21 protein-coding genes and 1 pseudogene are annotated in these 20435 nt (G+C 71.8%); 11 read left to right on the top strand and 11 right to left on the bottom strand.

Annotation, left to right across the window (positions count from 1 at the left end; genetic code table 11):
- Position 1: 1 nt before the first annotated feature.
- Together ACBR40_RS11015 and ACBR40_RS11010 are read right to left on the bottom strand one after the other, a co-directional pair.
- The gene (locus ACBR40_RS11015) at positions 2 to 1063 is read right to left on the bottom strand and encodes a lysylphosphatidylglycerol synthase domain-containing protein (RefSeq protein WP_344206695.1); all 1062 of its coding nucleotides are present in this window, start codon (positions 1061 to 1063) and stop codon (positions 2 to 4) included.
- Positions 1064 to 1112: 49 nt separating this feature from the next.
- Complete coding sequence (locus ACBR40_RS11010; RefSeq protein ID WP_344206696.1) at positions 1113 to 1931, bottom strand: PIG-L family deacetylase; 819 nt, start codon at positions 1929 to 1931, stop codon at positions 1113 to 1115.
- 23 nt (positions 1932 to 1954) lie between these two features.
- Here ACBR40_RS11010 and ACBR40_RS11005 point away from each other — a divergent pair, with 23 nt between their 5' ends.
- A complete protein-coding gene (locus ACBR40_RS11005) occupies positions 1955 to 3067 on the top strand; it encodes a glycosyltransferase family 4 protein (RefSeq protein ID WP_371248593.1) in 1113 nt (370 codons plus the stop codon).
- Here ACBR40_RS11005 and ACBR40_RS11000 read toward each other — a convergent pair.
- The 3 genes from ACBR40_RS11000 to ACBR40_RS10990 all read right to left on the bottom strand — a co-directional run bounded on the left by ACBR40_RS11000 (position 3046) and on the right by ACBR40_RS10990 (position 5638).
- Entirely contained in the window at positions 3046 to 4515 is a 1470-nt protein-coding gene (locus ACBR40_RS11000; protein ID WP_344206698.1) for a DUF2079 domain-containing protein, read from the bottom strand. The two genes, ACBR40_RS11005 and ACBR40_RS11000, sit on opposite strands and share 22 nt — an antisense overlap.
- A gap of 94 nt (positions 4516 to 4609) precedes the next feature.
- Positions 4610 to 4984 carry a hypothetical protein gene (locus ACBR40_RS10995; protein ID WP_371248592.1) on the bottom strand — a complete coding sequence of 125 codons (375 nt, stop codon included), beginning with the start codon at positions 4982 to 4984 and terminating at the stop codon, positions 4610 to 4612.
- Between the two features lie 90 nt (positions 4985 to 5074).
- Positions 5075 to 5638: a TetR/AcrR family transcriptional regulator gene (locus ACBR40_RS10990; RefSeq protein ID WP_344206700.1), complete on the bottom strand. Its 564-nt coding sequence runs from the start codon at positions 5636 to 5638 to the stop codon at positions 5075 to 5077.
- 50 nt (positions 5639 to 5688) lie between these two features.
- Between ACBR40_RS10990 and ACBR40_RS10985 the strand changes: the two genes are divergently transcribed.
- Both ACBR40_RS10985 and ACBR40_RS10980 read left to right on the top strand, forming a co-directional pair.
- Positions 5689 to 6795, top strand: a complete 1107-nt coding sequence (locus ACBR40_RS10985; protein WP_371248591.1) for an FAD-dependent oxidoreductase — start codon at positions 5689 to 5691, stop codon at positions 6793 to 6795.
- Positions 6796 to 6859: 64 nt separating this feature from the next.
- Positions 6860 to 7972, top strand: a complete 1113-nt coding sequence (locus ACBR40_RS10980; protein WP_344206702.1) for an aromatic ring-hydroxylating dioxygenase subunit alpha — start codon at positions 6860 to 6862, stop codon at positions 7970 to 7972.
- Here the strand turns inward: ACBR40_RS10980 and ACBR40_RS10975 are convergent.
- Positions 7942 to 8247, bottom strand: a complete 306-nt coding sequence (locus ACBR40_RS10975) for a DUF1707 domain-containing protein (protein WP_371248590.1) — start codon at positions 8245 to 8247, stop codon at positions 7942 to 7944. The two genes, ACBR40_RS10980 and ACBR40_RS10975, sit on opposite strands and share 31 nt — an antisense overlap.
- Positions 8248 to 8427: 180 nt before the next feature.
- Between ACBR40_RS10975 and ACBR40_RS10970 the strand changes: the two genes are divergently transcribed.
- Entirely contained in the window at positions 8428 to 9351 is a 924-nt protein-coding gene (locus ACBR40_RS10970; protein ID WP_344206704.1) for an anti-sigma factor RsbA family regulatory protein, read from the top strand.
- 9 nt (positions 9352 to 9360) lie between these two features.
- On the opposite strand, the gene ACBR40_RS10965 is transcribed toward ACBR40_RS10970, so the two are convergent.
- Positions 9361 to 10341, bottom strand: a complete 981-nt coding sequence (locus ACBR40_RS10965) for an aldo/keto reductase (RefSeq protein WP_371248589.1) — start codon at positions 10339 to 10341, stop codon at positions 9361 to 9363.
- Between the two features lie 210 nt (positions 10342 to 10551).
- Here ACBR40_RS10965 and ACBR40_RS10960 point away from each other — a divergent pair, with 210 nt between their 5' ends.
- Positions 10552 to 11184: a DUF998 domain-containing protein gene (locus ACBR40_RS10960; protein ID WP_371248588.1), complete on the top strand. Its 633-nt coding sequence runs from the start codon at positions 10552 to 10554 to the stop codon at positions 11182 to 11184.
- Between the two features lie 198 nt (positions 11185 to 11382).
- Here ACBR40_RS10960 and ACBR40_RS10955 read toward each other — a convergent pair.
- Positions 11383 to 12420: pseudogene (locus ACBR40_RS10955) on the bottom strand (RNA-guided endonuclease InsQ/TnpB family protein); the annotation flags it as partial.
- Positions 12421 to 12685: 265 nt separating this feature from the next.
- Between ACBR40_RS10955 and ACBR40_RS10950 the strand changes: the two are divergent.
- From ACBR40_RS10950 to ACBR40_RS10940, 3 genes are all read left to right on the top strand, one after another.
- Positions 12686 to 13153 carry a universal stress protein gene (locus tag ACBR40_RS10950; RefSeq protein ID WP_344206707.1) on the top strand — a complete coding sequence of 156 codons (468 nt, stop codon included), beginning with the start codon at positions 12686 to 12688 and terminating at the stop codon, positions 13151 to 13153.
- A 100-nt stretch (positions 13154 to 13253) separates the two neighbouring features.
- Positions 13254 to 14231 carry a phosphotriesterase-related protein gene (locus ACBR40_RS10945; protein WP_344206708.1) on the top strand — a complete coding sequence of 326 codons (978 nt, stop codon included), beginning with the start codon at positions 13254 to 13256 and terminating at the stop codon, positions 14229 to 14231.
- A 5-nt stretch (positions 14232 to 14236) separates the two neighbouring features.
- A complete protein-coding gene (locus ACBR40_RS10940; protein ID WP_371248587.1) occupies positions 14237 to 14659 on the top strand; it encodes an STAS domain-containing protein in 423 nt (140 codons plus the stop codon).
- Between the two features lie 47 nt (positions 14660 to 14706).
- On the opposite strand, the gene ACBR40_RS10935 is transcribed toward ACBR40_RS10940, so the two are convergent.
- The 3 genes from ACBR40_RS10935 to ACBR40_RS10925 are packed head-to-tail and all read right to left on the bottom strand — an operon-like array spanning position 14707 to position 17804.
- Positions 14707 to 14829, bottom strand: a complete 123-nt coding sequence (locus ACBR40_RS10935; RefSeq protein WP_344206710.1) for a hypothetical protein — start codon at positions 14827 to 14829, stop codon at positions 14707 to 14709.
- Between the two features lie 49 nt (positions 14830 to 14878).
- A complete protein-coding gene (ilvD, locus tag ACBR40_RS10930; RefSeq protein WP_371248586.1) occupies positions 14879 to 16528 on the bottom strand; it encodes a dihydroxy-acid dehydratase in 1650 nt (549 codons plus the stop codon).
- Between the two features lie 52 nt (positions 16529 to 16580).
- Positions 16581 to 17804 carry a saccharopine dehydrogenase family protein gene (locus ACBR40_RS10925; protein WP_371248585.1) on the bottom strand — a complete coding sequence of 408 codons (1224 nt, stop codon included), beginning with the start codon at positions 17802 to 17804 and terminating at the stop codon, positions 16581 to 16583.
- A gap of 102 nt (positions 17805 to 17906) precedes the next feature.
- On the opposite strand from ACBR40_RS10925, the gene ACBR40_RS10920 reads away from it, so the two are divergent.
- From ACBR40_RS10920 to ACBR40_RS10910, 3 genes are read left to right on the top strand one after another with little or no spacing between them, the layout of a single operon-like run.
- Positions 17907 to 18605 (top strand): TetR/AcrR family transcriptional regulator, encoded by a 699-nt coding sequence (locus ACBR40_RS10920; RefSeq protein ID WP_371248584.1) that lies wholly within the window; start codon positions 17907 to 17909, stop codon positions 18603 to 18605.
- Between the two features lie 9 nt (positions 18606 to 18614).
- The gene (locus ACBR40_RS10915) at positions 18615 to 19367 is read left to right on the top strand and encodes a DNA-formamidopyrimidine glycosylase family protein (protein ID WP_344206714.1); all 753 of its coding nucleotides are present in this window, start codon (positions 18615 to 18617) and stop codon (positions 19365 to 19367) included.
- 2 nt (positions 19368 to 19369) lie between these two features.
- Positions 19370 to 20434, top strand: a complete 1065-nt coding sequence (locus ACBR40_RS10910) for a spore photoproduct lyase family protein (protein ID WP_371248583.1) — start codon at positions 19370 to 19372, stop codon at positions 20432 to 20434.
- Position 20435: the final 1 nt, after the last annotated feature.

Below are 20435 nucleotides of genomic sequence, written 5' to 3'. Positions count from 1 at the left end.
GTCACTGGGGGGCCTTCGAGATCGCTGACGGGGACTCCGCGCCGGTGCCCCGGCCGCCGCGCCTGCGCAGCAGCGCCCACGCGCCCAGGGCCAGGCCACCGAACGGGATCTCGATAGTGTAAGTCCAGAACCCGAAAAGCAGTGCGGTCGCGGTGGCCGGAGCGGCCGGCACGTGGAAGGCGGCGGTGAGCAGGAACACCACCCCGCTCTCCATGATCCCGGCCCCGCTGGGCGTGACCAGCGCGCTGGTGAGCACCCGCGACAGCGCGAAGACGGCGATCGACTGGGCGAGTCCCGGCCAGGCGCCGGTGGCCCACATGCAGGCCGCCATGATCGCCCACTGGAAGCCGAGGAAGAACACCATGCCGAGCGACAGCCCGAGCGAGCGGGTGCGGACGATCTCGGCGGTGTCGGCGCGCAGCTTGTGGAAGTGCTCGCCGGCCCTGACCCGCAGCCGCAGCAGCCCGGTGATCCGGTCGAGCGCGCGGCCGAGCAGGTCGGCGGCCCGGTCCCAGTAGAGGGCGGCGGCCACGGCCGCGCAGATCGCCAGGATGGCGAGCGCGCCGGTCCAGCCGGCGTTGGCGACCGTGGCGTTGGGCGCCTCACCCGCGACGAGCAGCGCGATGATCCCCACGGCCGGCAGGATGAACCGGAACAACGTGTTCCAGATGCCGCTGACCAGCGTCATGACCACGATCGACCGGTTGCCGAAGCCCCAGCCCCTGGTCATCGCGAACGACAGCGCCACGCCGACCGCGCCGCCGAACGGCAGCAGGTTGCTGACCGCGCTGCCGGCCGCGTTGAGCGTGAGGCCCTGCAGGTTGGTGAGGCCGGGCAGCGAGTTGGTCAGCACGAACGTGTAGGCCAGCAGGCTCAGCAGCCACAGCGCCGTCATCAGGGCGATCTCGCCGAGCCCGAGCCCGCCGAACACCGCGCCGATCTCGGCCCACGACACGGGCTTGCCCGTGAGCGCCCGCACGATCTCCGGCAGGTAGACCACGAGCAGCACCGCCAGCCCGAGCGAGAGCACGGAAAGGACGATCTGCAGCCACTTGTTCTTCATCGGCACCCAGTCTGCCCCCTCGCGAGGGGCCGATCATCCCTCGGAGGGACTACTCGGGCCACCGCTCGAAAGGATGACGCAGCCGGGCGCCGGGCGGCAGGTCGCGGCGGACGTACCACTCGGTGCCGAAGACCAGGCGGTAGAGCGGGCCGGGGACCTTCAGCATGACGGCGAGCGTGCGGTCGCTGTCGCCGCCGCTCGCCTGGGAGACGTGGGCGGACATCGAGGCGCGTTTCTGGCGGGCGTAGCGGCGCACGTTGACCCGGTGGGTGATGGCCTCGCCCGGGGAGTAGGCGCTTTCGAAGGTGCGTACGTCGAACTCGGGAGGAAACCGGTAGAACTTGGTCGCCAGCCTGAGCAGCCGGACCAGCGGGTCGCGGTTGACCGTCGCCTCCAGGACGATCTCGGTGCCGGCGATCTCGGCGGCCCGCCTGCCCACCCGGTGCACCTGCACGTGGTCGGGGTGGCCGTAGCCGCCGGCCGGGTCGTAGATCGCGAGGAGGTCGGCCCGCTCCTCCTGGAGGATCGCGGCCAGCGCCTTGGCGGCCTCCTCGATGTCGGCGTCCATGAACGCGTTGTCGGGCCGCTCCTCGGCGCTGCCGCCCTTGGGGCTGAGGCCCGAGTCGCCGTAGCCGAGGCACTCGACGCGGGCGCAGCCCAGCACGGCGGCCGACTGGTAGAGCTCCTTGAGCCTGGTCTCGCCCAGCGCCTCGCCCGGCGCCATGTCGGCCAGGCCGCGCTCGCCCGCGGTGGCGGTGACCAGCACCACGCGGTGTCCCTCGGCCGCGAGCATCGCCATGGTGCCCGCCGTCAGCAGGGCCTCGTCGTCGGGGTGGGCATGGAAGAACACAGCGGTACGTGGAGGCACACGCCCAGATTAGTCTGGGAGGGGTGCGGATCTTTCACGTGAGCGACTGTTACCTGCCGCGACTCGGGGGGATCGAGGTCCAGGTGGCCGATCTCGTGCGGATGCAGCGTGCGGCCGGTCACGAGGTGACGGTGGCCACGGCGACCAGGGGCGAGCCGCTGGAGGGCGTGCGCAGGATCGTCGCCAGGATGCCCTTCGACCTGCCGGTCCACCCGCGCGGCGTGGGCCATCTGACGCGATGGATCGCCGCGGGGCGGCCCGACGTGGTGCACGTGCACACCGGGGCGGTCTCGCCGTTCGCGTGGATGGGCGTGCGGGCGGCGGCGCGGGCCGGGGCGCCGTGCGTGGTGACCGTCCACAGCATGTGGGACCCGCTGACCCGGCTGCTCTACCGGCTGCTGCGGGCGGCGTACGGCTGGCAGCGGTGGGGGCTGGTCGCCACCACCGTGAGCAGCGCGGCGGCGGTGCCGATCCGCGCGGTCGCCGGGCCCCGGGTGCCGGTCAGGGTGGTCTCCAACGGCCTCGACCTGTCGGGCTGGGCGCCCCCGCCGGGCACCCCGCAGCCGCGCGAGGAGGTCCACGTCGTCGCGGTCGGCCGGCTGGCGCCGCGCAAACAGCCCGTACGCCTGCTGAAGCTGCTCCAGGCGGCCCGCGCCCGGGTGCCCGCCGCGATCCCCGTCCGGGCCACGATCGTCGGCGACGGTCCCGCCAGGGGGCAGATGGAGCGCTTCCTGGCCCGGCACGGCATGGCCGGCTGGGTGTCGCTGCCCGGCCGCTACTCCCGCGAGCAGATCGCGAAGGTCCTGGAGTCGGCCGACGTCTTCGTGGCGCCCGCGCCGCGCGAGTCGTTCGGCATCGCGGCGCTGGAGGCGCGGGCGGCGGGGGTGCCGGTGGTGGCGCGGGCGCAGAGCGGGGTGGCCGACTTCGTCGCCGACGGCGTCGAGGGGCTGCTCGGACGGAGCCTCGGCGATCTGGCGCGGGCGGTGGCGCGGCTGTGCGCCGACGCCGGGCTGCGCGAGACGATCGCGGCGCACAACCGGGCGACGCCGCCCACGGCAGGGTCGTGGCCGGCGGTGCTCGCGGGGTTCGAGTCGGCGTACGAGCGGGCCCGCGATCAGCGGCGCAGCACCACGTAGCCGTCGCGTTCGAAGACGATCACATAGCCCTGGGCCTGCAGCTCGCCGACCTTGGCGACCTGCTGGTCGAACGAGCCGAACGGGAACTCCCAGCGGGCGGTGTCGGCGATCACCCAGGGCGCGTTGTGCGAGGTGGGCCCCCACAGCAGCACGGTCGTGCGGTCGGTGAGCGCCGGCCCGACCGAGTTGGGGGCCTCGACGAGCACGCCGTCGGGCACCTTGCTCACCGCCTCGGCGGCGGCGGCCGCCTTGGGCTCCTTGTAGAAGGACGGATGGTAGAGCTGGTCGAAGGCGAACCTGGGCACCAGCGTGAGCGCGACCACGCAGGCGGCGGCCGACCAGAGCAGCTTGAGCGTGGCGTCGTCGGAGCGTTCGAGCCGGCGCAGCAGCCGGGCCATGCCGTCCACGCCCGCGCAGATGATGATGACCACGGTGAACGCGCTGTACTGGAAGTCGGCCTGCCACCACTGCGGGCGGTCCGACAGCATGCGCTCCAGCACGTGCGGCAGCGCCGCCAGCGACAGCGGCGACAGCAGGCAGAGCATCAGGGTGGGCCAGGTCAGCAGGAACAGCGTGTCGACCTTGGCCTCCTCGCTGAACGGCAGCAGCAGGGCGGCCAGCGGGTCGCGGGCGATGCCCACGAGCGCGCCGCCGATGTCGGGGCCGAGGTGCCCGTAGGCCCAGAAGTCCCGCGGATTGCCGCCGAAGACCGTGGTGACCAGCCCGCGGATGAGCAGCACGGCCCCGATGCCGAACGTGACGCACAGCGTCCCCCGCCACCGCTCGCCCATGACGAACAGGCACAGCCCGACCCCGGCGATCATGAGCCCCATGTCCTCCTTGACCAGGAGGAGGGCGAGCATCGCGAGGAACGCCGTGCGCTCCTTGCCCGCGTGGTAGCGCTCGATCATGATCGCGGTGAGCACGGGGACGAACATGACCTCGTGCGCGTCGAACGCGACGGCCTGCGCGACCGGCCACGACAGCGCGTACGCCGCCGCCACCAGATAGGCGGGCGCGACCCCGAGCACCCGCCTGGTGTAGTTCCACAGGAACGGCACGACCCCGGCGAACAGCGCCGCCTGCGCCACGATCAGCGTGCCCGGCCCGTCGTGGATCCAGTAGAAGGGCGCGAGCAGCGCGTAGATCGGCGAGAAGTGGTCGGCGAGCTGGACGTAGTCCAGCCCGCGCCCGTGGAACATGCCGAGCACGGGGACGTACGGCGGCCGGAACGCCGCGTAGTTGCGGACCGCCTGGTCCACGATCACCAGGTCCAGCGTGGTGGCGCGGAAGGAGGCCAGCTTCACCAGCCCCAGCACCGCGTAGGCCACCGCCGCGAGCAGCGTCATCACGCCCACCCGCAGCCGGTGGCCGCTGAGCGAAACCCTCCAGGCCCGCCGTGCGGGGGGAGCGGCGCCGTCCGGCGCGAGGTCGGTTCCAGCCGTCACGGGCGACAAGACTAGAACGAATCTGCGCGAAAGTGGCGCGGCCGCCGCGCCGACCTGCCCCCCGCAGGCGGTACGGCGGCCGCGCGGCCGGCCGTCAGGAACAGGCCGAGGTGATCTTGCTGGAGAAGCCGTTCATCTTGCCGGTGAACTCCGACACCTGGGCCAGGTCGCCCTTCTCCAGGCTCTCGAACCCAGCGGCGAGGTCGTTGAGCGCGGCGGCGACCTCGCCGTCGTACTTGCCGGCGAGCGTCTTGGTCTTGTCGGCGGCGCTGGCGGAGGCGGTGCCGACGGCCTTGGTGTCGGCGGCGTTCTTGGTGACCTCCGAGCTCCAGTCCGTCATGATCTTGCTGGCCTCTTGGGCAGCGGAGTTGCAGTCGACCGCCTGGCCCAGCGCGCCACAGGCGGTGGTCAGGACGGCAAGGGAAATCGTCGCGGCCGCGATGGCCAGGCGACGGCGAGGGGGAGTCATCTTCCGGTGCCCTTCGTTGGTTGAGCGAACACCGAGAACATTAGGGACAGGAGCTTGATCTCCACTTGCACGCCGCTAACACCCGTGCCGTCAAGCCGGCGTAAAGCCGTGGAGCAGGACCTGGACGATCTCCTCCGGCTCGGGAAGCGGCAGGTCGAGCAGGCCGCGGTAGGTCACCAGGCCGGTGAACAGGTCGGTGAGCAGCCACAGGTCGGCGTCCGGGGGCAGCTCGCCGCGTTCGACCGCGCGTTCGTAGACCACCCATGACCGCTCCATCCTGGTCCGCATGCCGGTGCGGATGATCTCGGCCACGGCCGGGTCGCGGCCGGCCTCGCCGTAGATCTGCCGGGCCGTGCGGGCGACCCCGGGCTGGTGCCAGAGGGCGAGCGTGTCGGTCACCACCACGCGCAGGTCGCCCTCCAGCGAGCCGGTGTCGGGGATGGCGACGTGCGTGTCCATGAAGCCGGCGAGGGTCTGGAGGAGCATGTCGCGTTTGGTGGGGTAGCGACGGAACACGCTCGCTCTGCCTACACCTGCCTCCTCGGCGACGTCGTCCATGGTGAAGTCGAAGCCGTGGGTGAGCACCAGCCTGGTCGCGGCCTGTCTGATGCGGTGGTCGACCGTGGGATCGGGCTTGCGGCCGCGCGCGGACATAGTGATACTCCTAGTATCTGATACCCCGAGTCTCAAAAACAGGGAACACCATGAGAGTAATAGTGGTGGGTGCGGGCGTGGCGGGTCTCGCCCTCGCGCGCGGCCTGCTCGCCGCCGGTCACGAGGCCGAGGTGTACGAGGAGTCCCCCGAGCCGCGCACCGCCGGCGGCTCCGTCACGCTCTGGCCCGGCAGCACCGGCATCCTGGAGGAGCTGAAGGCCGACCACACCCGCGTCGGGCGGCGGCTGGAGACCCTGGAGTCGTGGAGCTCCGACGGCCGCAGGCTGGTCACCGTCGACCTGACGGCCGCCGAGCGCAAGTACGGCCACCCCACCGTCCACGTGGCCCGCGGCGAGCTGGTCGAGCTGCTGGCCGAGGGCGTCCCCGTCACCTACGGGGCCCGCGTCGAGCACGTGGACCCCGACCGGGCCGAGGCGCGCCTGGCCGACGGCACCACCGTGCGCGGCGACGTCCTCGTGGGCGCGGACGGGCGGCGCTCGGTGGTGCGCGCCGCGCTGTGGGGCGAGGACCGGGCGGAGCTGACCCGCTGGGTGACCTGGCAGGGCTTCATCACCACGCCCACGGCGCTCACCGGGGGCGGCGCGGCCGTGATGATGGCGGGCCTCGCCGGGCTGTGCGGGCTCATCCCGGCGGGGGAGGGGCGGCTGCTGTGGTGGTTCGACGTGCGCTCGGCGCCCGGCGAGCCGTTCTGGGCGGACGACCCGTGCCTCGCCGAGCGGCTGCGCGAGCGCTTCGGCGGCTGGGCAGACCCGGTGCCGGCCGTCCTGGACTCCCTCGCGGGGTCCTCCCCTGTGACGCCCGACTTCTTCCCGCACCACCGCCAGCCGATCCCCGAGGTGTGGGGGAGGGGGCCGACGACCCTCGCCGGCGACGCCGCCCACACTATGCCGCCCACCATGGCCCAGGGCGCGAACCAGGCGCTTGAGGACGCCTGGCTGCTCGCCCGCTCGCTGGACGACCTGCGGGGCTACGAGCGTGCCCGCGCGCGGATCGCCCGCCGCCCGGCCCGGCTGGCCGCCACCGAGCTCACCGACATGCACCGTCCGGCCGCCGGGCTGATCCCCGACCGGCTGGCCACCTGGCTGAACACCGCTTGGCTGCGCAGGGCCAGCACCTACCTCTTGACAGCCTCATGAACGCCAACCGACGATGTCGCAGATAGAGCAACTCGGTGCGTCATACGCAACAAGGCGGTGTCGGTTGACCACCACGTCGAGCCTCATCCCCACGCTCCCCGGCCGCTCCTACTCCGACCCCGACGTCTTCGCCGACGAGCAGGCCAAGATCTTCGAAAGCCTCTGGTTCTGCGCCGTGCGCGGCGAGGACGTGCCGCGGCCCGGCGCGTTCCGTACCGTCCAGGTGGGCAGGGAGAGCGTCATCGTGGTCCGGGGCCGCGACCACCGGCTGCGCGCCTTCCTCAACGTCTGCCGGCACCGCGGCGCCCGGCTCTGCGACGAGCCCGCAGGCGAGGTCAGGCGGACGATCAGGTGCGCCTATCACGCCTGGTCCTACGACCTCGACGGCCGGCTGGCCGCCGCGCCCAACCTGGCGAAGATGCCCGACATCGACCGTGTCGCCCACGGCCTGATCCCCGTCCACCTGCGCGAATGGCTCGGCTACGCGTGGGTGTGCCTGGCCGCCGAGCCGCCGTCGTTCGAGGAGAGCGTCACCGGGGCCGCCACAGAACGGCTCGGGGACCCCGCCGCCATCGAGCGCTACCACGTCGAGGAGCTGGCGCTCGGCCGCCGCATCAGCTACGACGTCAAGGCCAACTGGAAGCTCGTCGTCGAGAACTTCATGGAGTGCTACCACTGCGCGACCATCCACCCCGAGCTGGTCGCCGTGCTCCCCGAGTTCGCCGGCGGCTACGCGGCGCAGTACTACGTCGGCCACGGCGCGGAGTTCGCCGAGCGGGTCGAGGGCTTCACCGTGGACGGCGGCCCCGGTTTCGGCAAGCTCCCCGACGTCGCGCGGGAGCAGGACCGCCGCTACTACGCGATCACCGTCAAGCCGCAGGTGTTCGTCAACCTGGTGCCCGACCACGTGATCGTGCACCGGATGTTCCCGCTGGCCGTGGACCGGACGCTGGTGGAGTGCGACTGGCTCTACCACCCCGACGTGGTCGCCTCGGGGGCGGACCTGACGCGGTCGGTCGAGCTGTTTCACCGGGTCAACGAGCAGGACTTCGACGCCTGCGAGCGGACCCAGCCCGGCATGTCGTCAAGGGCCTACCGGGAGGGAGGGGTGCTCGTGCCGAGCGAGCACCACATCGCGCTGTTCCATCAGTGGGTGAACCAGCGCTTACGCGGGTAGCGCACGGTCAGCCCGCCGTAGTTGGTGACGCCGGTGACCACCACGTGCGGGACGCCGAGCCTCGGGCGGCCCGGGACGTCGGCGGTCGAGACGTGGCCCCAGTCGCTGCGGAAGCCGTCCACGTTCGCCGTGCCGCCCTCCGGCAGGGTGGCTCGACCACGTCGTCCTGCGGCGGCTGCCGCTCGGGTGAGGCGGCCCTCGACGAAAGCGTGCTGGAGCCGGCCGGCGGTGCGCTCACGGTCCTCGTCGGAGACCCGCATGTGCAAATCCGACATGCCCCGAGCATAGGTTCGGCGCGCTCAGAACGGGAGCCGTCGTCCGGAGGGGGTCCGCAGATCGAGGGGTTCCGGTTGCCGGACCGGACGGGGGCGGAGGATCACCTGCACTCTCTTCACACCTATGTGGTACCCAACCCTTTCCCATGAACTCCTCAACCTTGGGTAGCGTGAGGCGTGATGAAATCGGCCGGACCGTTCTCCCACCCCGCGCTGCTCTACCGCACCGCGGACGAGTACGTCTCCGCCACCACGGCCTTCGTCCGCGAGGGCCTGGCGGCGGGAGAGCCCGTGGCCGTCGCCGTCCCCGCGCCCAACCTCGCGCTCATCGCCGCCGGGCTCGGGTCCGACGCCGGCGCCGTACGCATGCTCGACATGGGCGTCGAAGGCCGCAATCCCGGGCGCATCATCCCCGCCGTCCTCCGCGAGTTCGCCGACCGGCATCCCGGCGGCCGGGTGCGGATCATCGGCGAGCCGATCTGGGCCGGCCGCCCGGCGACCGTCTACCCCGCGTGCGCGCAGCACGAGGCGCTGATCAACCTGGCCTTCGCCGGGCGCGAGGTCACCATCCTGTGCCCGTACGACGTCGCCGCGCTCGCCCCCGCGATAGTCGAGGAGGCCGCGCGCACCCACCCCGTCATGCGGGACGCCCGGGGCGAGTGGCCCAGCGACGACTACGCGCCCGAGCGGGTCATCGACGCGCACAACCGGCCGCTGGAGGAGCCAGGGGAGTGCGTCTCCCTGCGCTTCGACGGCGACAACCTGTCGGCCGCGCGGCGCCTCGCCACCGGGCAGGCCGCCCTGCTGGGCTTCGCCGGCGACCGGCTCGACGACATCCAGCTGGTCGTGGCCGAGCTGGGCGCCAACAGCCTCGACCACGGCGGCGGCTCCGGCACGATCAGGGTGTGGGCGACCGACGACCGGCTGGTGTGCGAGGTCAGCGACCGGGGTCACATCCGCGATCCGCTCGCCGGGCGGATCCCCGTCGACCCGCGCGTTCCGGGCTCGCGCGGGCTGCTCATCGTCAACCTGCTCGCCGACCTCGTCCGCGTCCACACCCGGCCGGGCGGCACCGTCGTACGCGCCTACTTCGACCGGCCCTGACGCCCGGCCCTACCGATACTGCTCGATCTCGGCCATGCTCGGGTAGCGCTGCCCGGCCACCGCGTCCGCCGGGACCGCCGCGGCCAGCGCGTCGAGTTGCTCGGCGGTGAGCGTGATGTCGGCGGCGGCGGCGTTCTCCTCCAGATACTTCAGCCGCTTGGTGCCGGGGATGGGCACGACGTCCTCGCCCTGGGCGAGCACCCAGGCGAGCGCGAGCTGCGCCACCGTGACGCCGGCCGCGTCGGCGATCCGCTCGACCTCGGCCACCAGCCGGGCGTTGTGCTCGGCGTTCTCGCCGGAGGTGCGGGGGAAGTTGCGGCGGAAGTCGTCCGGGGCCAGCTCGCCCGAGGTGGGCGGCGCGCCGGTCAGCAGGCCGCGGCTGATCGGCGAGTACGCCACCAGCGCGATCCCGAGCTCGCGTGCCGTCGGCAGGATCTCCGCCTCCAGGTCCCTGGTGAACAGGGAGTACTCGCTCTGCAGGGCCGCGATCGGGTGCACGGTGGCCGCGGCGCGCAGGGTCGGCGCGCTCACCTCCGACAGGCCGAGGTGGCGGACCTTGCCGGCGCGCACCAGCTCGGCCATGGCGCCGACGGACTCCTCGATCGGCACCTCCGGGTTGCGGCGGTGCATGTAGTAGAGGTCGATGTGGTCCACGCCGAGGCGGCGCAGCGAGGCGTCGCAGGCGGCCCGGATGTACTCGGGGCTGTTCTCGATCGTGCGGGTGGCGCCGTCCCGCTTGACGCCGAACTTGGTGGCCAGCACCACCTCGTCGCGCCGGTCCTTGATGGCCCGGCCGACCAGCTCCTCGTTGGCGCCCCTGCCGTACATGTCGGCCGTGTCGAGAAAAGTGATGCCGAGGTCGAGGGCGCGGTGGATGACCGCGATGGACTCGCTGTCGTCGGCCGGGCCGTAGAACTCGGACATGCCCATGCAGCCAAGGCCGAGCGCGGAGACCCGCGGGCCGCCGACGCCGAGAGTGCGCTTGTTCATATGTCCAGGTTGGACCCTAGAGCGCACTCTAAGTCAAATCAGGGACAACCCTGCCCACCCTGAGGGGGCAAACCCTACCCAGGGTCACTTCCTTCCAGGTCAACGCATTGATCCGGAGCCGTCGATACTTAAGGACTAAGGGGAGCTTCAGGGCTCCTTCGGGTTGATCTCCGATACTCCGCGAAGCCGTGTTCCACGAGCTTAAGAGGCATGAAGGCATTGCTCGTCAGCGGATTCGCGACCATCGGCGCCGGGGCAGGCGCCATGCTCACCCTGCACGCCGAGGCGGGGCTCGACCCCATGCACACCGTGATCAGTGAGTACGCCTGGCAGCGGTCCGGCTGGCTGCTGCCGGCCTCGCTGACCCTGTTCGCGGTGGGCGCGACGCTGATGGCCGAGGCGCTGCGCCGGAGCGGCGGCAACCGCTGGGTCGTGGGGCTGCTGGTGGCGTGGGGCGCGAGCATGTTCCTCATCGGGGCCTTTCCCACCGACCGGCCGGGCGTGCCTTTGTCGTTGTCGGGAGGCATCCACCGCTATGCCGCCTTCGCCGCCTTCCTCATGATGCCTGTCGCCGGGCTGCTGCTGGCCAGGGCCAGGGTCCGGTACGCCCGCGCGATGCGGATCCTCTGCCTGGTCGCCCTCGGGGCGCTCGTGCTGGTCGTGATCCCGTACGTGGTGCGCATGTTCGGCCTCCCGCTCACCAACGACGACATCCCCGCCGGACTCATCCAGCGGACCGTCGTGGTGACCGAGATCGCCGTGCTGGCGCTGGCCGGGCTGTCGATGCTGCGGCCGGCCGCCCGGCGCGCGCTCGCGGCCCGTCCCGTGATCAGGCAGGCTTGACATCCTCCTCCGCCTGAGGCGGGGGATTCCAACCGTTCCTACGCCGCAGAGGGCAGGGTCGGGTTGAGGTTCGCGGTTCACCGGCCCGCCCAACGGCAGGCCTCCCCGCGCAGTGACCGCATGCCCTGCGGCCGTGTCTCGCATGTTCTTGGCCGCGTTGACGTCGGCGTTGTCCCGATGCCCGCAGGCGACGCACAGGAAGAGGGCTTGGCTCTCACGGCTTTCCCTGGCGACGTGCTTGCAGGCGTTGCAGGTCTGCGACGTGTGACGCGGGTTGACCTTGTGGACGCGGTCGGGGGCCTTGTGCTCCAGCCGTCGCACGAGCCGTCCCCATCCGGCGGCGAGGATGCCCCGGTTGAGCCCGGCCTTCTGGCGCACGTTACGGCCCGGAGCGTCGCGGGTGCCCTTGGCCGTCCGGGTCATGTCACGGATTTTGAGGTCTTCGACGGCGATTACATCGAACCGGCGGGCCAGGTCCGTGCTGGTCTTCTCCACCCAGTCCTTGCGCCGGTCGGCCTCGCGGGCTTTCAGCCGGGCGATGGCGGTCTTGACCTTGGTCCGGCGGTTGGAGTCGCGCTTGGCGCGCGCCAGTTTGCGCAGCAGGCGCCGCAGGCGTGTCTTTTCGGTGTCGCGCAGGCCGCGGACGTTCAGCAGTTCCCCGGTGGACAGGGCGGCGCTGACGGCGACGCCCCGGTCCACGCCGACGACCTGGCCGGTGCCGGGCGCCGGGATCGGCGCAGGGACGGCGGCGAAGGCGACGTGCCAGCGGCCGGCACGGTCCCGGGTGATGCGGTAGGACTTGGCCCCGTCGGGGACGGCGCGGGACCAGCGGAACCGTACCCAGCCGACTTTGGGGATCTTCACTTCGCCGGTGTTGCGCGACAGGCGGCGCACGTCGCCCGCTTTGACCGCGACGATGCGGAAGCCTTCGGTCTGGCCGCGTTTGCGCCAGGTCGGCCGCCGGTGGGTGCCGCCGAAGAAGTTCGCCATGGCCTGGGCGAAGTCCTTGAGCGCCTGCTGCTGCACGACGACCGAACCGGCGGCCAGCCACGGGCTCGCCGCGCGGGCTTGGGTGAGCTGGCGGCACTGCTCGGCGAATCCCGGGGCGCTTTTGCGGCCGGGTTTCCAGTGGGCGTGCTGTTCGACGGCGAGGTTCCACACGTAACGGGCGTGCGCGCAGTGCTCTGCCAGCGCCGCCTCCTGGGCGGGCGCAGGCTGGAGGCGGTAGCGTGACACAGCGTAAAGTTATCGTCACGGGATGGTGTGCGGCGGCTATTCCGCCGGCATGAACCAGACTTGCGGCTTCCCGACGACCTTCACGCACGGCTGAAGGAGCTGGCTCAACAGGAGCACCGATTTCTGCACGCGCAGGTGCTGCACATCGTGAAGCAGGCTGTCCCGGCTCAGCCGGAACAGTCTTAGCGGGACGCTCATTCCTCCCCGATCTGAAGGCCGAGGAATCCTGGGCGTTTTTAGCTGCGGGCCGGGAAAGAGTGCTGGCATGACGATCCTGATTGCGTACGACGGCTCCGACGACGCCAAGGAGGCCATCGCCTTCGCCGGGCGGATGTTCAAGGGCGAGCAGGCGGTCGTGCTGACGGTGTGGGAGCGCCTGGCGATGAGCTCGGCGCGGGCCTCGGCGGGCCTCATGATGACCATCGACACCGACGCCGCGGGCGACCAGGCCATCGGCAAGGCGATGGACGAGCTGGCCAGGCGCGGCGCGGACCTGGCCAGGCAGGCGGGCCTCGACGCGACGCCCCGCTGCGAGGCCGACGCGGTGGCGGTGTGGGCGGCCATCGTGGACGTGGCCGACGAGCTCGACGCCACGCTCATCGTGACCGGCACCCGTGGGCTCGGCGGGGTGCGCTCGCTGCTGCTGGGCAGCACCTCGGACCGCGTGCTGCATCACGCCCACCGCCCGGTCCTGGTGGTCCCCTCCCCGAAGACGGACCCCGAACCCGCGTAGGCCCCTGCCGCCCGCCGGAGGCGGCCCGGTGTCGCTCATTGACGGCCGGACTTCCCGCCGTCTAGGTTGACGCCAACCGACCAGCCGGTATGGAGGCAGGATGCCCACCGTGCAGACCGTCCGCGGGCCCGTGAACGTCGACGACCTCGGCCAGACCCTGATGCACGAGCACGTCTTCGTCGTGGCCACCGAACATCTCGACAACTACGGCAAGGGCTCGTGGTGGGACGAGGAGCACCGGGTCGCCGACGCGGTCACCAAGCTCCGCGCGGTGGCCGCCAAGGGCGTGCGGACCATCGTGGACCCCACCGTGTGGGGGCTCGGCCGCTACATCCCGCGCATCCAGCGCGTCGCCGAGCAGGTGCCCGAGCTGAACATCGTGGTCGCGACCGGCATCTACTCCTTCGAGGAGCTGCCCCACCAGTACGAGCACCGCGGCCCCGGCCTGTTCTTCGACATCCCCGACCCGATGATCGACGACTTCGTCCGCGACCTGACCGAGGGCATCGCCGACACCGGCGTCAAGGCGGCCTTCCTCAAGTGCGTGGTCGAGCACAAGGGGCTGACGCCCGGCGTGGAGCGCATCTGCCGGGCCGTCGCCCAGGCGCACGTCCGTACGGGCGCGCCGATCACCGTGCACACCAACTCCTTCACCCAGAGCGGCCTCATCGCGCTCGACCTGTTCGCCAAGGAGGGCGTGGACCTGACGAAGGTCGTCGTCGGCCACGCCGGCGACAGCAACGACCTCGACTACCTCATGCGGCTGGCCGACACCGGCGCGACCCTCGGCATGGACCGCTTCGGCCTCGACATCTACAACCCGACGCCGCAGCGGGTGGCCACGATCGCGGCCCTGTGCGGGCGCGGCTACGCCGACCGGATGGTCCTCAGCCACGACGCGGCCTGCTTCATGGACTACTTCGGCGGGGCCTGGGACGAGGCGCACAGCACGCTTGCCCCGAACTGGCGCTACGATCACATTCACGACGACGTGCTGGCCGCGCTGCTGGACTCCGGCGTGACCGACGGCCAGATCGAGCAGATGCTGGTGTTCAACCCGAAGCGCTACTTCTCGTAAAGTGAGTGGATCGGGAGAGCGACGCGGGTAGGTGGAGCTGGGTGACTTCGGAGCAGGCCTTGTCGATCAGCCTCGGACTCCAGGGACCCTGCGTCATCGCGAGGTTGACGGGAGACTTCGACTTCGGCTCGGCGGCCGAGGTGCGTGACCGTGTCACCAAGGCGCTCGATCTCACCCAGCCCCCGATGCTCGTCATCGACATGCAGGCCGTGAGCGTGTGCGACTCCTCCGGGCTGTCCGTGCTGGTCTATCTGCACAAGGCCGTCACCGCCTCCGGCGGGCGGCTGCTGCTGTCGGGGCTCAACGGGCGGTGCGAGCACCTGTTCGCGATCACCGCGCTCGACAAGTTCTTCGACATCCGCCGCACGGCGGAGCTGGCCATCGCCGAGCTCAGCGAAGCGGGCGACGCGCCGCCGTTCACCGGGTAGACAGCAGAAGAGCCGGCCCCCTCCGGGGACCGGCTCCTCACGCGGGCTCAGGCGGTGACGAGGAGTGCCACCCCGATGAGCACGACGACCGGGACGAGCCACATCACGGCCTCGAAGGCGAACTCCTTGTACATCGCGTAAGTCTCCTCTGTGTCGCTCTCATCAGGCACGAACGCCTATAAGGCATGACCGAAACGTCTCTGCGCAGCATAGCCGCCGTCAAGCGGTGACCGCGCCGTCGGAGGCGGAACCCACGGTCCTGACGTACTTCGCCAGCACGCCCCGCTCGACCGGGCGCTCCGGCCGCCGCCACGCGGCCCGGCGCGCGGCCAGCTCCTCCTCGGGCACCAGCAGGTCCAGCGTGCCGGCCGCGCTGTCGATCACCACGGTGTCGCCGTCGCGCACCAGCGCGATCGGGCCCCCGTGGTACGCCTCCGGCGTCACGTGCCCGATCACAAGCCCGTGCGAGACGCCGCTGAAGCGCCCGTCGGTGACCAGCGCCACGGACGTGCCGAGCCCGCGCCCGACGAGCGGCCCGGTGATCGAGAGCATCTCGCGCATGCCGGGACCGCCCGCCGGGCCCTCGTAGCGGACCACGATGACGTCGCCCGCCACGATCCGGCCCTCCTGGATGGCGGCGTAGCAGTCGTTCTCGGAGTCGAAGACCCGGGCCGGGCCCTCGTGCCGGAAGTCGTCCTTGCCGCCCAGCTTCAGCACGCAGCCGTCGGGGGCGAGCGAGCCGCGCAGGATCGCCAGCGCGCCGCGCGGCTTGAACGGCCGCGCCACGTCCGCCACGACCTCCTGGCCCGGCCGCTCCTCGGCCTGCGCGGCCACGTCGGCGAGGGTGCGGCCGTCCGCCAGCGTCACGTTCTCGCGCAGCAGCCCGGCCTCCAGCAGCCGCCGCGCCACCAGCGAGGTGCCGCCCGCCCGCCACAGGTCCAGCGCGGTGTATGGACCGCCGCTCGGCTTGAGCCCGGTGATGATCGGCACCCGGCGGCAGATCTCGCCGATCTCGTCGATCACCAGCGGCAGCCCGGCCTCGCGGGCGATGGCCAGCAGGTGCAGCACGGCGTTCGTGGAGCCGCCCATGGCGGCCACCGAGACGATCGCGTTGTGCAGCGCGTCCGCGGTGAGCACCCGGGACGGCCGGGCGTCGCGGGCCAGCGCGTCCATGGCGAGCTCGCCGACCCGCCGCGCCGCGGCGTTCTTCTCCTCCGCCACGGCCGGGATGTCGCCGATCCCGAACGGCGCGAGGCCCAGGAAGTCGGCGACCGAGCCCATGGTGTTGGCGGTGTACTGGGCGGCGCAGGTGCCGGCGCCCGGGCAGGCGTGCCGGGCCAGGTCGTCGAGGTCGGCCTGGTCGAGCCGCCCGACCTCGCGCTCGCCCAGCGCCTCCCACATGTCCTGGATCGTCACGTCCCGGCCGCGCCACCGGCCCGGCATCATGGTGCCGCTGTAGAGCACCACGGACGGCACGTCCAGCCGGGCCAGCGCCATGATGGCGGCCGGCACGGTCTTGTCGCAGCCGACGATCGCCACCAGGGCGTCGAAGCCGTGCGCGCGCCCCATGAGCTCGATCGAGTCGGCGATGACCTCCCGGCTGACCAGGGACGCGCGCATGCCCGGGGTGTGCATGGTGAGGTTGTCGGAGACCGCGATGGTGTTGAACTCCATCGGCGTGCCGCCCGCCGCGCGCACGCCCTCGGCGACGTGCGCGGCGAGCTCGCGGTGGGTGAGGTTGCACGGCATGGTGCCGGTCCAGGTGGAGGCGATGCCGACCACGGGCCGGCGCTGCTCCTCCTCGGACAGGCCCATGGCGTACAGGTGGGAACGGGCGGGTGCGCGGTCGGGATCGTCGGCGATGCTCAAGGGGGTCCTCCCGATGTACGGTTGTCGCCCCCTTATGATCCCGGACGCCGTCCTACTGCTCCCGCATGCCCCACGGTGAGCCGTACTCGACCAGCAGGTCCAGGAACGGGCGCGGCTCGAACGCCTCGGGGCCGAGCACGCCCGCGCCCTTCCACGTCCCGTCGGCCAGCAGCTCCAGGGCGATCACCGGGTTGACGGCGGTCTGCCAGACGACGGCCTGGGAGCCGTACTCGCGCATCGACCACTGGTTGTCGACCACGTGGTAGAGGTACACCTCGCGCGGCCGGCCGTCCTTGACGCCCTTCACCCACGTCCCGGCGCAGGTCTTGCCGCGCATGCGCGCGCCCAGCTCGGCCGGGTCGGGCAGGACCGCGGCCACCACGTCGCGCGGTGACACCCGCACCGTGGTCCCGCCGTCGCCGCGCACGGGGACCGGCTCGGTGCGGTCCACGCCGAGCGCGTGCAGGGTCTTCAGCGTGTCGATGAACTCCTCGCCGAGGCCGTACTTGAAGGTGACCCGGCGGGCGTCCACCCAGCGGGGGACCAGCAGGACCTCCTCGTGCTCGACGTTCACGCACTCGACCGGGCCGATGCCCTCGGGGAAGTCGAAGACCTCGGGCTCGCTGAAGGGCTCGGTGGTGTACCAGCCGCGGTCCTTCTCGTAGATGACCGGCGGGTTGAGGCACTCCTCGATGGTGGTCCAGATGGAGAACGACGGGGCGAAGTCGTAGCCGTCGACGGTGAGGTTGGCGCCGTCCCTGATGCCGATCTCCTCGATCTCGTCGAAGAGGTCGTCGGCGGCGTAGCGGGCGAAGACGTCGGCGAGGCCGGGCTCGACGCCCATGCCCACCAGCGCGAGGCGGCCGGAGGCGGCCCAGTCGGCCGAGCGGGCGAACTGCTCGTCGCCCAGCTTGACCCCCACCTCCTCGTACGGCCGCTCGGGGTGCGGCCTGGACATCGACATCGCCATGTCGAGGTAGTCGGCCCCGGCCGCGAGCGCCGCGTCGAACAGCGGCAGCACGAAGCGCGGGTCGGTGGCGTTGAGGAGCACGTCGCAGTCGTGCTCGCGGAGCAGGGCGGTGACGGCGTCCCGGTCGGCGGCGTCCACCTTGACCGGCGTGAACCGGTCGGCGTCGGGGCCCAGCGCGGCGACGGCCGCCTTGGCGCGGGGCAGGTCGTAGTCGGCGACGAGCATGTGGTCGAAGAACGTGCGGCGGGCGGCGATCCGTGTGATGGCGGTTCCCACCCCGCCGGCTCCCACGAGAAGGATACGCATGACGAAAAAATCCCCTTTGGATGCTTTTGGGGGGCTGTGTCGCTAATCCAACTGCACTACGCTCATCAACGTCAATGGCGTTGGCATAAGGAAGGTTTCGCGATGGCGAAGCGGGTGGTGCCGGAGACGGCACGCAGGCGGCGGCGGCCGACCAAACAAGGGCAGGTCCTGACTCATCAGCTCATCGTGGAGACGGCGCTGCGCATGCTCCGCGAGCACGGCGCCGCCGGTCTCACCGCCCGCCGGCTCGGCCTCGCGCTCGGCGCCGACGCCAGCACCGTCTACCGCTACTTCCGCGGCATGGACGACCTGGTCCTCGCCATCGCCGACGAGCTGTTCGGGCACGCCGTCGAAGGCTGGTCGCCGAGCGGCGACTGGCGGGCCGACCTGCGCGAGCTCGGGCTGCGCATCCACCACGCCTACCTGACGCACCCGCAGGCCGCCGTGCTCACCGCAAGCCGCGTCACCGGCCTCCCCCAGGAGGTCGCCACGGACGAGATGATCCTCGGCATCCTGCGCGGGGCCGGCTTCCCCGACGCCGACGCGGTCCGCATCTACCACGCCTTCATCGACCAGAGCCTCGCCTTCTCGATCCTGGACGCCGCCACCCTCTCCCTGCCGCCGGCCGCCCGCGAGGCCGACGAGGAGGTCTGGCGCGACACCTACGCCCGCCTGCCCGCCAGCACCCACCCCCACATCGCCGCGACCGCCCCGCTGCTGGTCGCCCGCATGAACGACAGCGCCTACCCGACCGCGCTCGACATGCTGCTGGCGAGCGCATCAGCCCAGCTCAGGGGGTAGAGGGGCGGTGTGCCTGAGGGACATCTGGTTCACCGCCACGCCGACGAGCAGCAGGCGGCACTGGGCGGGCGCGTCGTGCGCGCCTCCGGGCCGCAGGGCCGCTTCGACGCGCGGCCCTACGACGGACGGACGCTGACCGCCGTCGAGGCCCTGGGCAAGCACCTGCTGTACCACTTCGAGGACGCCCCCGCGATCCACGTGCACCTCGGCATGCGCGGGATCTTCCTGCGGTACGACGGCCCCGCGCGCGAGCCCCGGCGCGGGACGCGGCTCCGGCTGGCCACGGGCGACGTGGCGTTCGACCTGATCGCGCCCATCCAGTGCGAGGCGTACGGCCCCGGCGAGGTGGCCGCGCTGCGCGCTTCGCTCGGGCCCGACCCGCTGCGGGACGACGCCTCCAGGGACGAGGCCGTACGGCGGCTGACCGCGTTCGGCGGGCCGGTCGGCGCGGCCGTGCTCGACCAGAAGGTGTGGGCGGGCATCGGCAACGCCTGGCGGGCCGAGCTGCTGTTCCTCGTCGGCCTGCATCCCGCCGCCAGGGACGTCGGCGCGGAGGGCGCCGGGCGGCTGTGGGACACCGCGGCCGCGTACCTCGCCCTGGGACGCGACGCCGGGCAGGTCGTCAGCGATCCCGACCGGCCCGACGAGCGCTGGGTCTACCGCCGCGAGCACTGCCGCCGCTGCGGCGCACCCGTCCTGACCTGGGAACTCGCTTCCAGGACCGCATACGCTTGTCCTGTGGACCAGCCAGGGAAGGGGTGAACATGCGGACACAGCCGCTCCTCGACGTCCGGCGCGTCTACGTCGAGCCGGAGGCGGCCGGGCTGCCGCGCGGGCAGGAGATCCTCGCCCGCTTCCCCGACGCCGAGCTCATCGAGATCGGCAGCCACCACCGCATCCCCGAGCTGTACGGCGACGAGACCAACGTCAACCGCTGGGTGCGCATCAAGACCGAGGCGCTGGTGCTCGGCGTCAAGAAGTCGCTCACCGCCCGCCCCAACGACCGCTCGGCCGACTTCATCGCGCCCTCCACCGCCAACGGCTGTGCGATGGCCTGCGCCTACTGCTACGTGCCGCGCCGCAAGGGCTACAGCAACCCGATCACGGTGTTCGCCAACATCGACAAGATCCTCGGATACGTCCGCCGCCACGCCGGCCGCCAGGGCGTCAAACCGGCGCCCAACCAGGCCGACCCGCGCGACTGGATCTACGACATCGGCGAGAACTCCGACTGCTCGGTCGACGCCACGATCTCCGACAACGTGCGCGACCTGGTCCGGCTGTTCCGCGACCTGCCCAACGCCAAGGCCAGCTTCGCCACCAAATACGTCAACCGCGACCTGCTCGACTGGGACCCGCGGGGCCGCACCCGCATCCGCTTCAGCCTCATGCCCGCCGCCGACTCCAAGCTGCTCGACATCCGCACCTCGCCGATCGCCGAGCGCCTGGCCGCCATCGACGACTTCGTGGCCGCCGGCTACGAGGTGCACGTCAACTTCAGCCCCGTCGTGGTGCGGGACGGCTGGCTGGAGAGCTGGGGCGAGCTGTTCGACCAGCTCGACGCCGCCCTCGGCCCGCAGGCGAAGGCCCAGCTCGCCGCCGAGGTCATCTTCCTCACCCACAACGACCGGCTGCACGAGGTCAACCTGGGCTGGCACCCGAAGGCGGAGGAGGTGCTGTGGCGGCCGGAGCTGCAGCAGGCCAAACGGTCGCAGACCGGCGGCTGGAACGTCCGCTACCGCACCGGGCAGAAGGGGCGTCACGTCGCCGCTCTCACCGATCTGATCGCGGCGAGGCTGCCGTACTGCCGGGTCCGGTACGCCTTCTGAC

The organism is Nonomuraea sp. AD125B (assembly GCF_041402765.1).
Taxonomy (GTDB): Bacteria; Actinomycetota; Actinomycetes; order Streptosporangiales; family Streptosporangiaceae; genus Nonomuraea; species Nonomuraea bangladeshensis.
Note: the sequence above shows the minus strand (reverse complement) of the source record. Positions and strands in the feature narration are given on the sequence as shown.

Excerpts from the sequence above, each read along its gene's own strand:
- ACBR40_RS11015 (WP_344206695.1), bottom strand. The coding sequence starts at position 1,063 with ATGAAGAACAAGTGGCTGCAGATCGTCCTTTCCGTGCTCTCGCTCGGG.
- ACBR40_RS10995 (WP_371248592.1), bottom strand. The coding sequence starts at position 4,984 with ATGACTCCCCCTCGCCGTCGCCTGGCCATCGCGGCCGCGACGATTTCC.
- ACBR40_RS10990 (WP_344206700.1), bottom strand. The coding sequence starts at position 5,638 with ATGTCCGCGCGCGGCCGCAAGCCCGATCCCACGGTCGACCACCGCATC.
- ACBR40_RS10985 (WP_371248591.1), top strand. The coding sequence starts at position 5,689 with ATGAGAGTAATAGTGGTGGGTGCGGGCGTGGCGGGTCTCGCCCTCGCG.
- ACBR40_RS10975 (WP_371248590.1), bottom strand. The coding sequence starts at position 8,247 with ATGTCGGATTTGCACATGCGGGTCTCCGACGAGGACCGTGAGCGCACC.
- ACBR40_RS10970 (WP_344206704.1), top strand. The coding sequence starts at position 8,428 with ATGAAATCGGCCGGACCGTTCTCCCACCCCGCGCTGCTCTACCGCACC.
- ACBR40_RS10965 (WP_371248589.1), bottom strand. The coding sequence starts at position 10,341 with ATGAACAAGCGCACTCTCGGCGTCGGCGGCCCGCGGGTCTCCGCGCTC.
- ACBR40_RS10960 (WP_371248588.1), top strand. The coding sequence starts at position 10,552 with ATGAAGGCATTGCTCGTCAGCGGATTCGCGACCATCGGCGCCGGGGCA.
- ACBR40_RS10950 (WP_344206707.1), top strand. The coding sequence starts at position 12,686 with ATGACGATCCTGATTGCGTACGACGGCTCCGACGACGCCAAGGAGGCC.
- ACBR40_RS10945 (WP_344206708.1), top strand. The coding sequence starts at position 13,254 with ATGCCCACCGTGCAGACCGTCCGCGGGCCCGTGAACGTCGACGACCTC.
- ACBR40_RS10925 (WP_371248585.1), bottom strand. The coding sequence starts at position 17,804 with ATGCGTATCCTTCTCGTGGGAGCCGGCGGGGTGGGAACCGCCATCACA.
- ACBR40_RS10920 (WP_371248584.1), top strand. The coding sequence starts at position 17,907 with ATGGCGAAGCGGGTGGTGCCGGAGACGGCACGCAGGCGGCGGCGGCCG.
- ACBR40_RS10910 (WP_371248583.1), top strand. The coding sequence starts at position 19,370 with ATGCGGACACAGCCGCTCCTCGACGTCCGGCGCGTCTACGTCGAGCCG.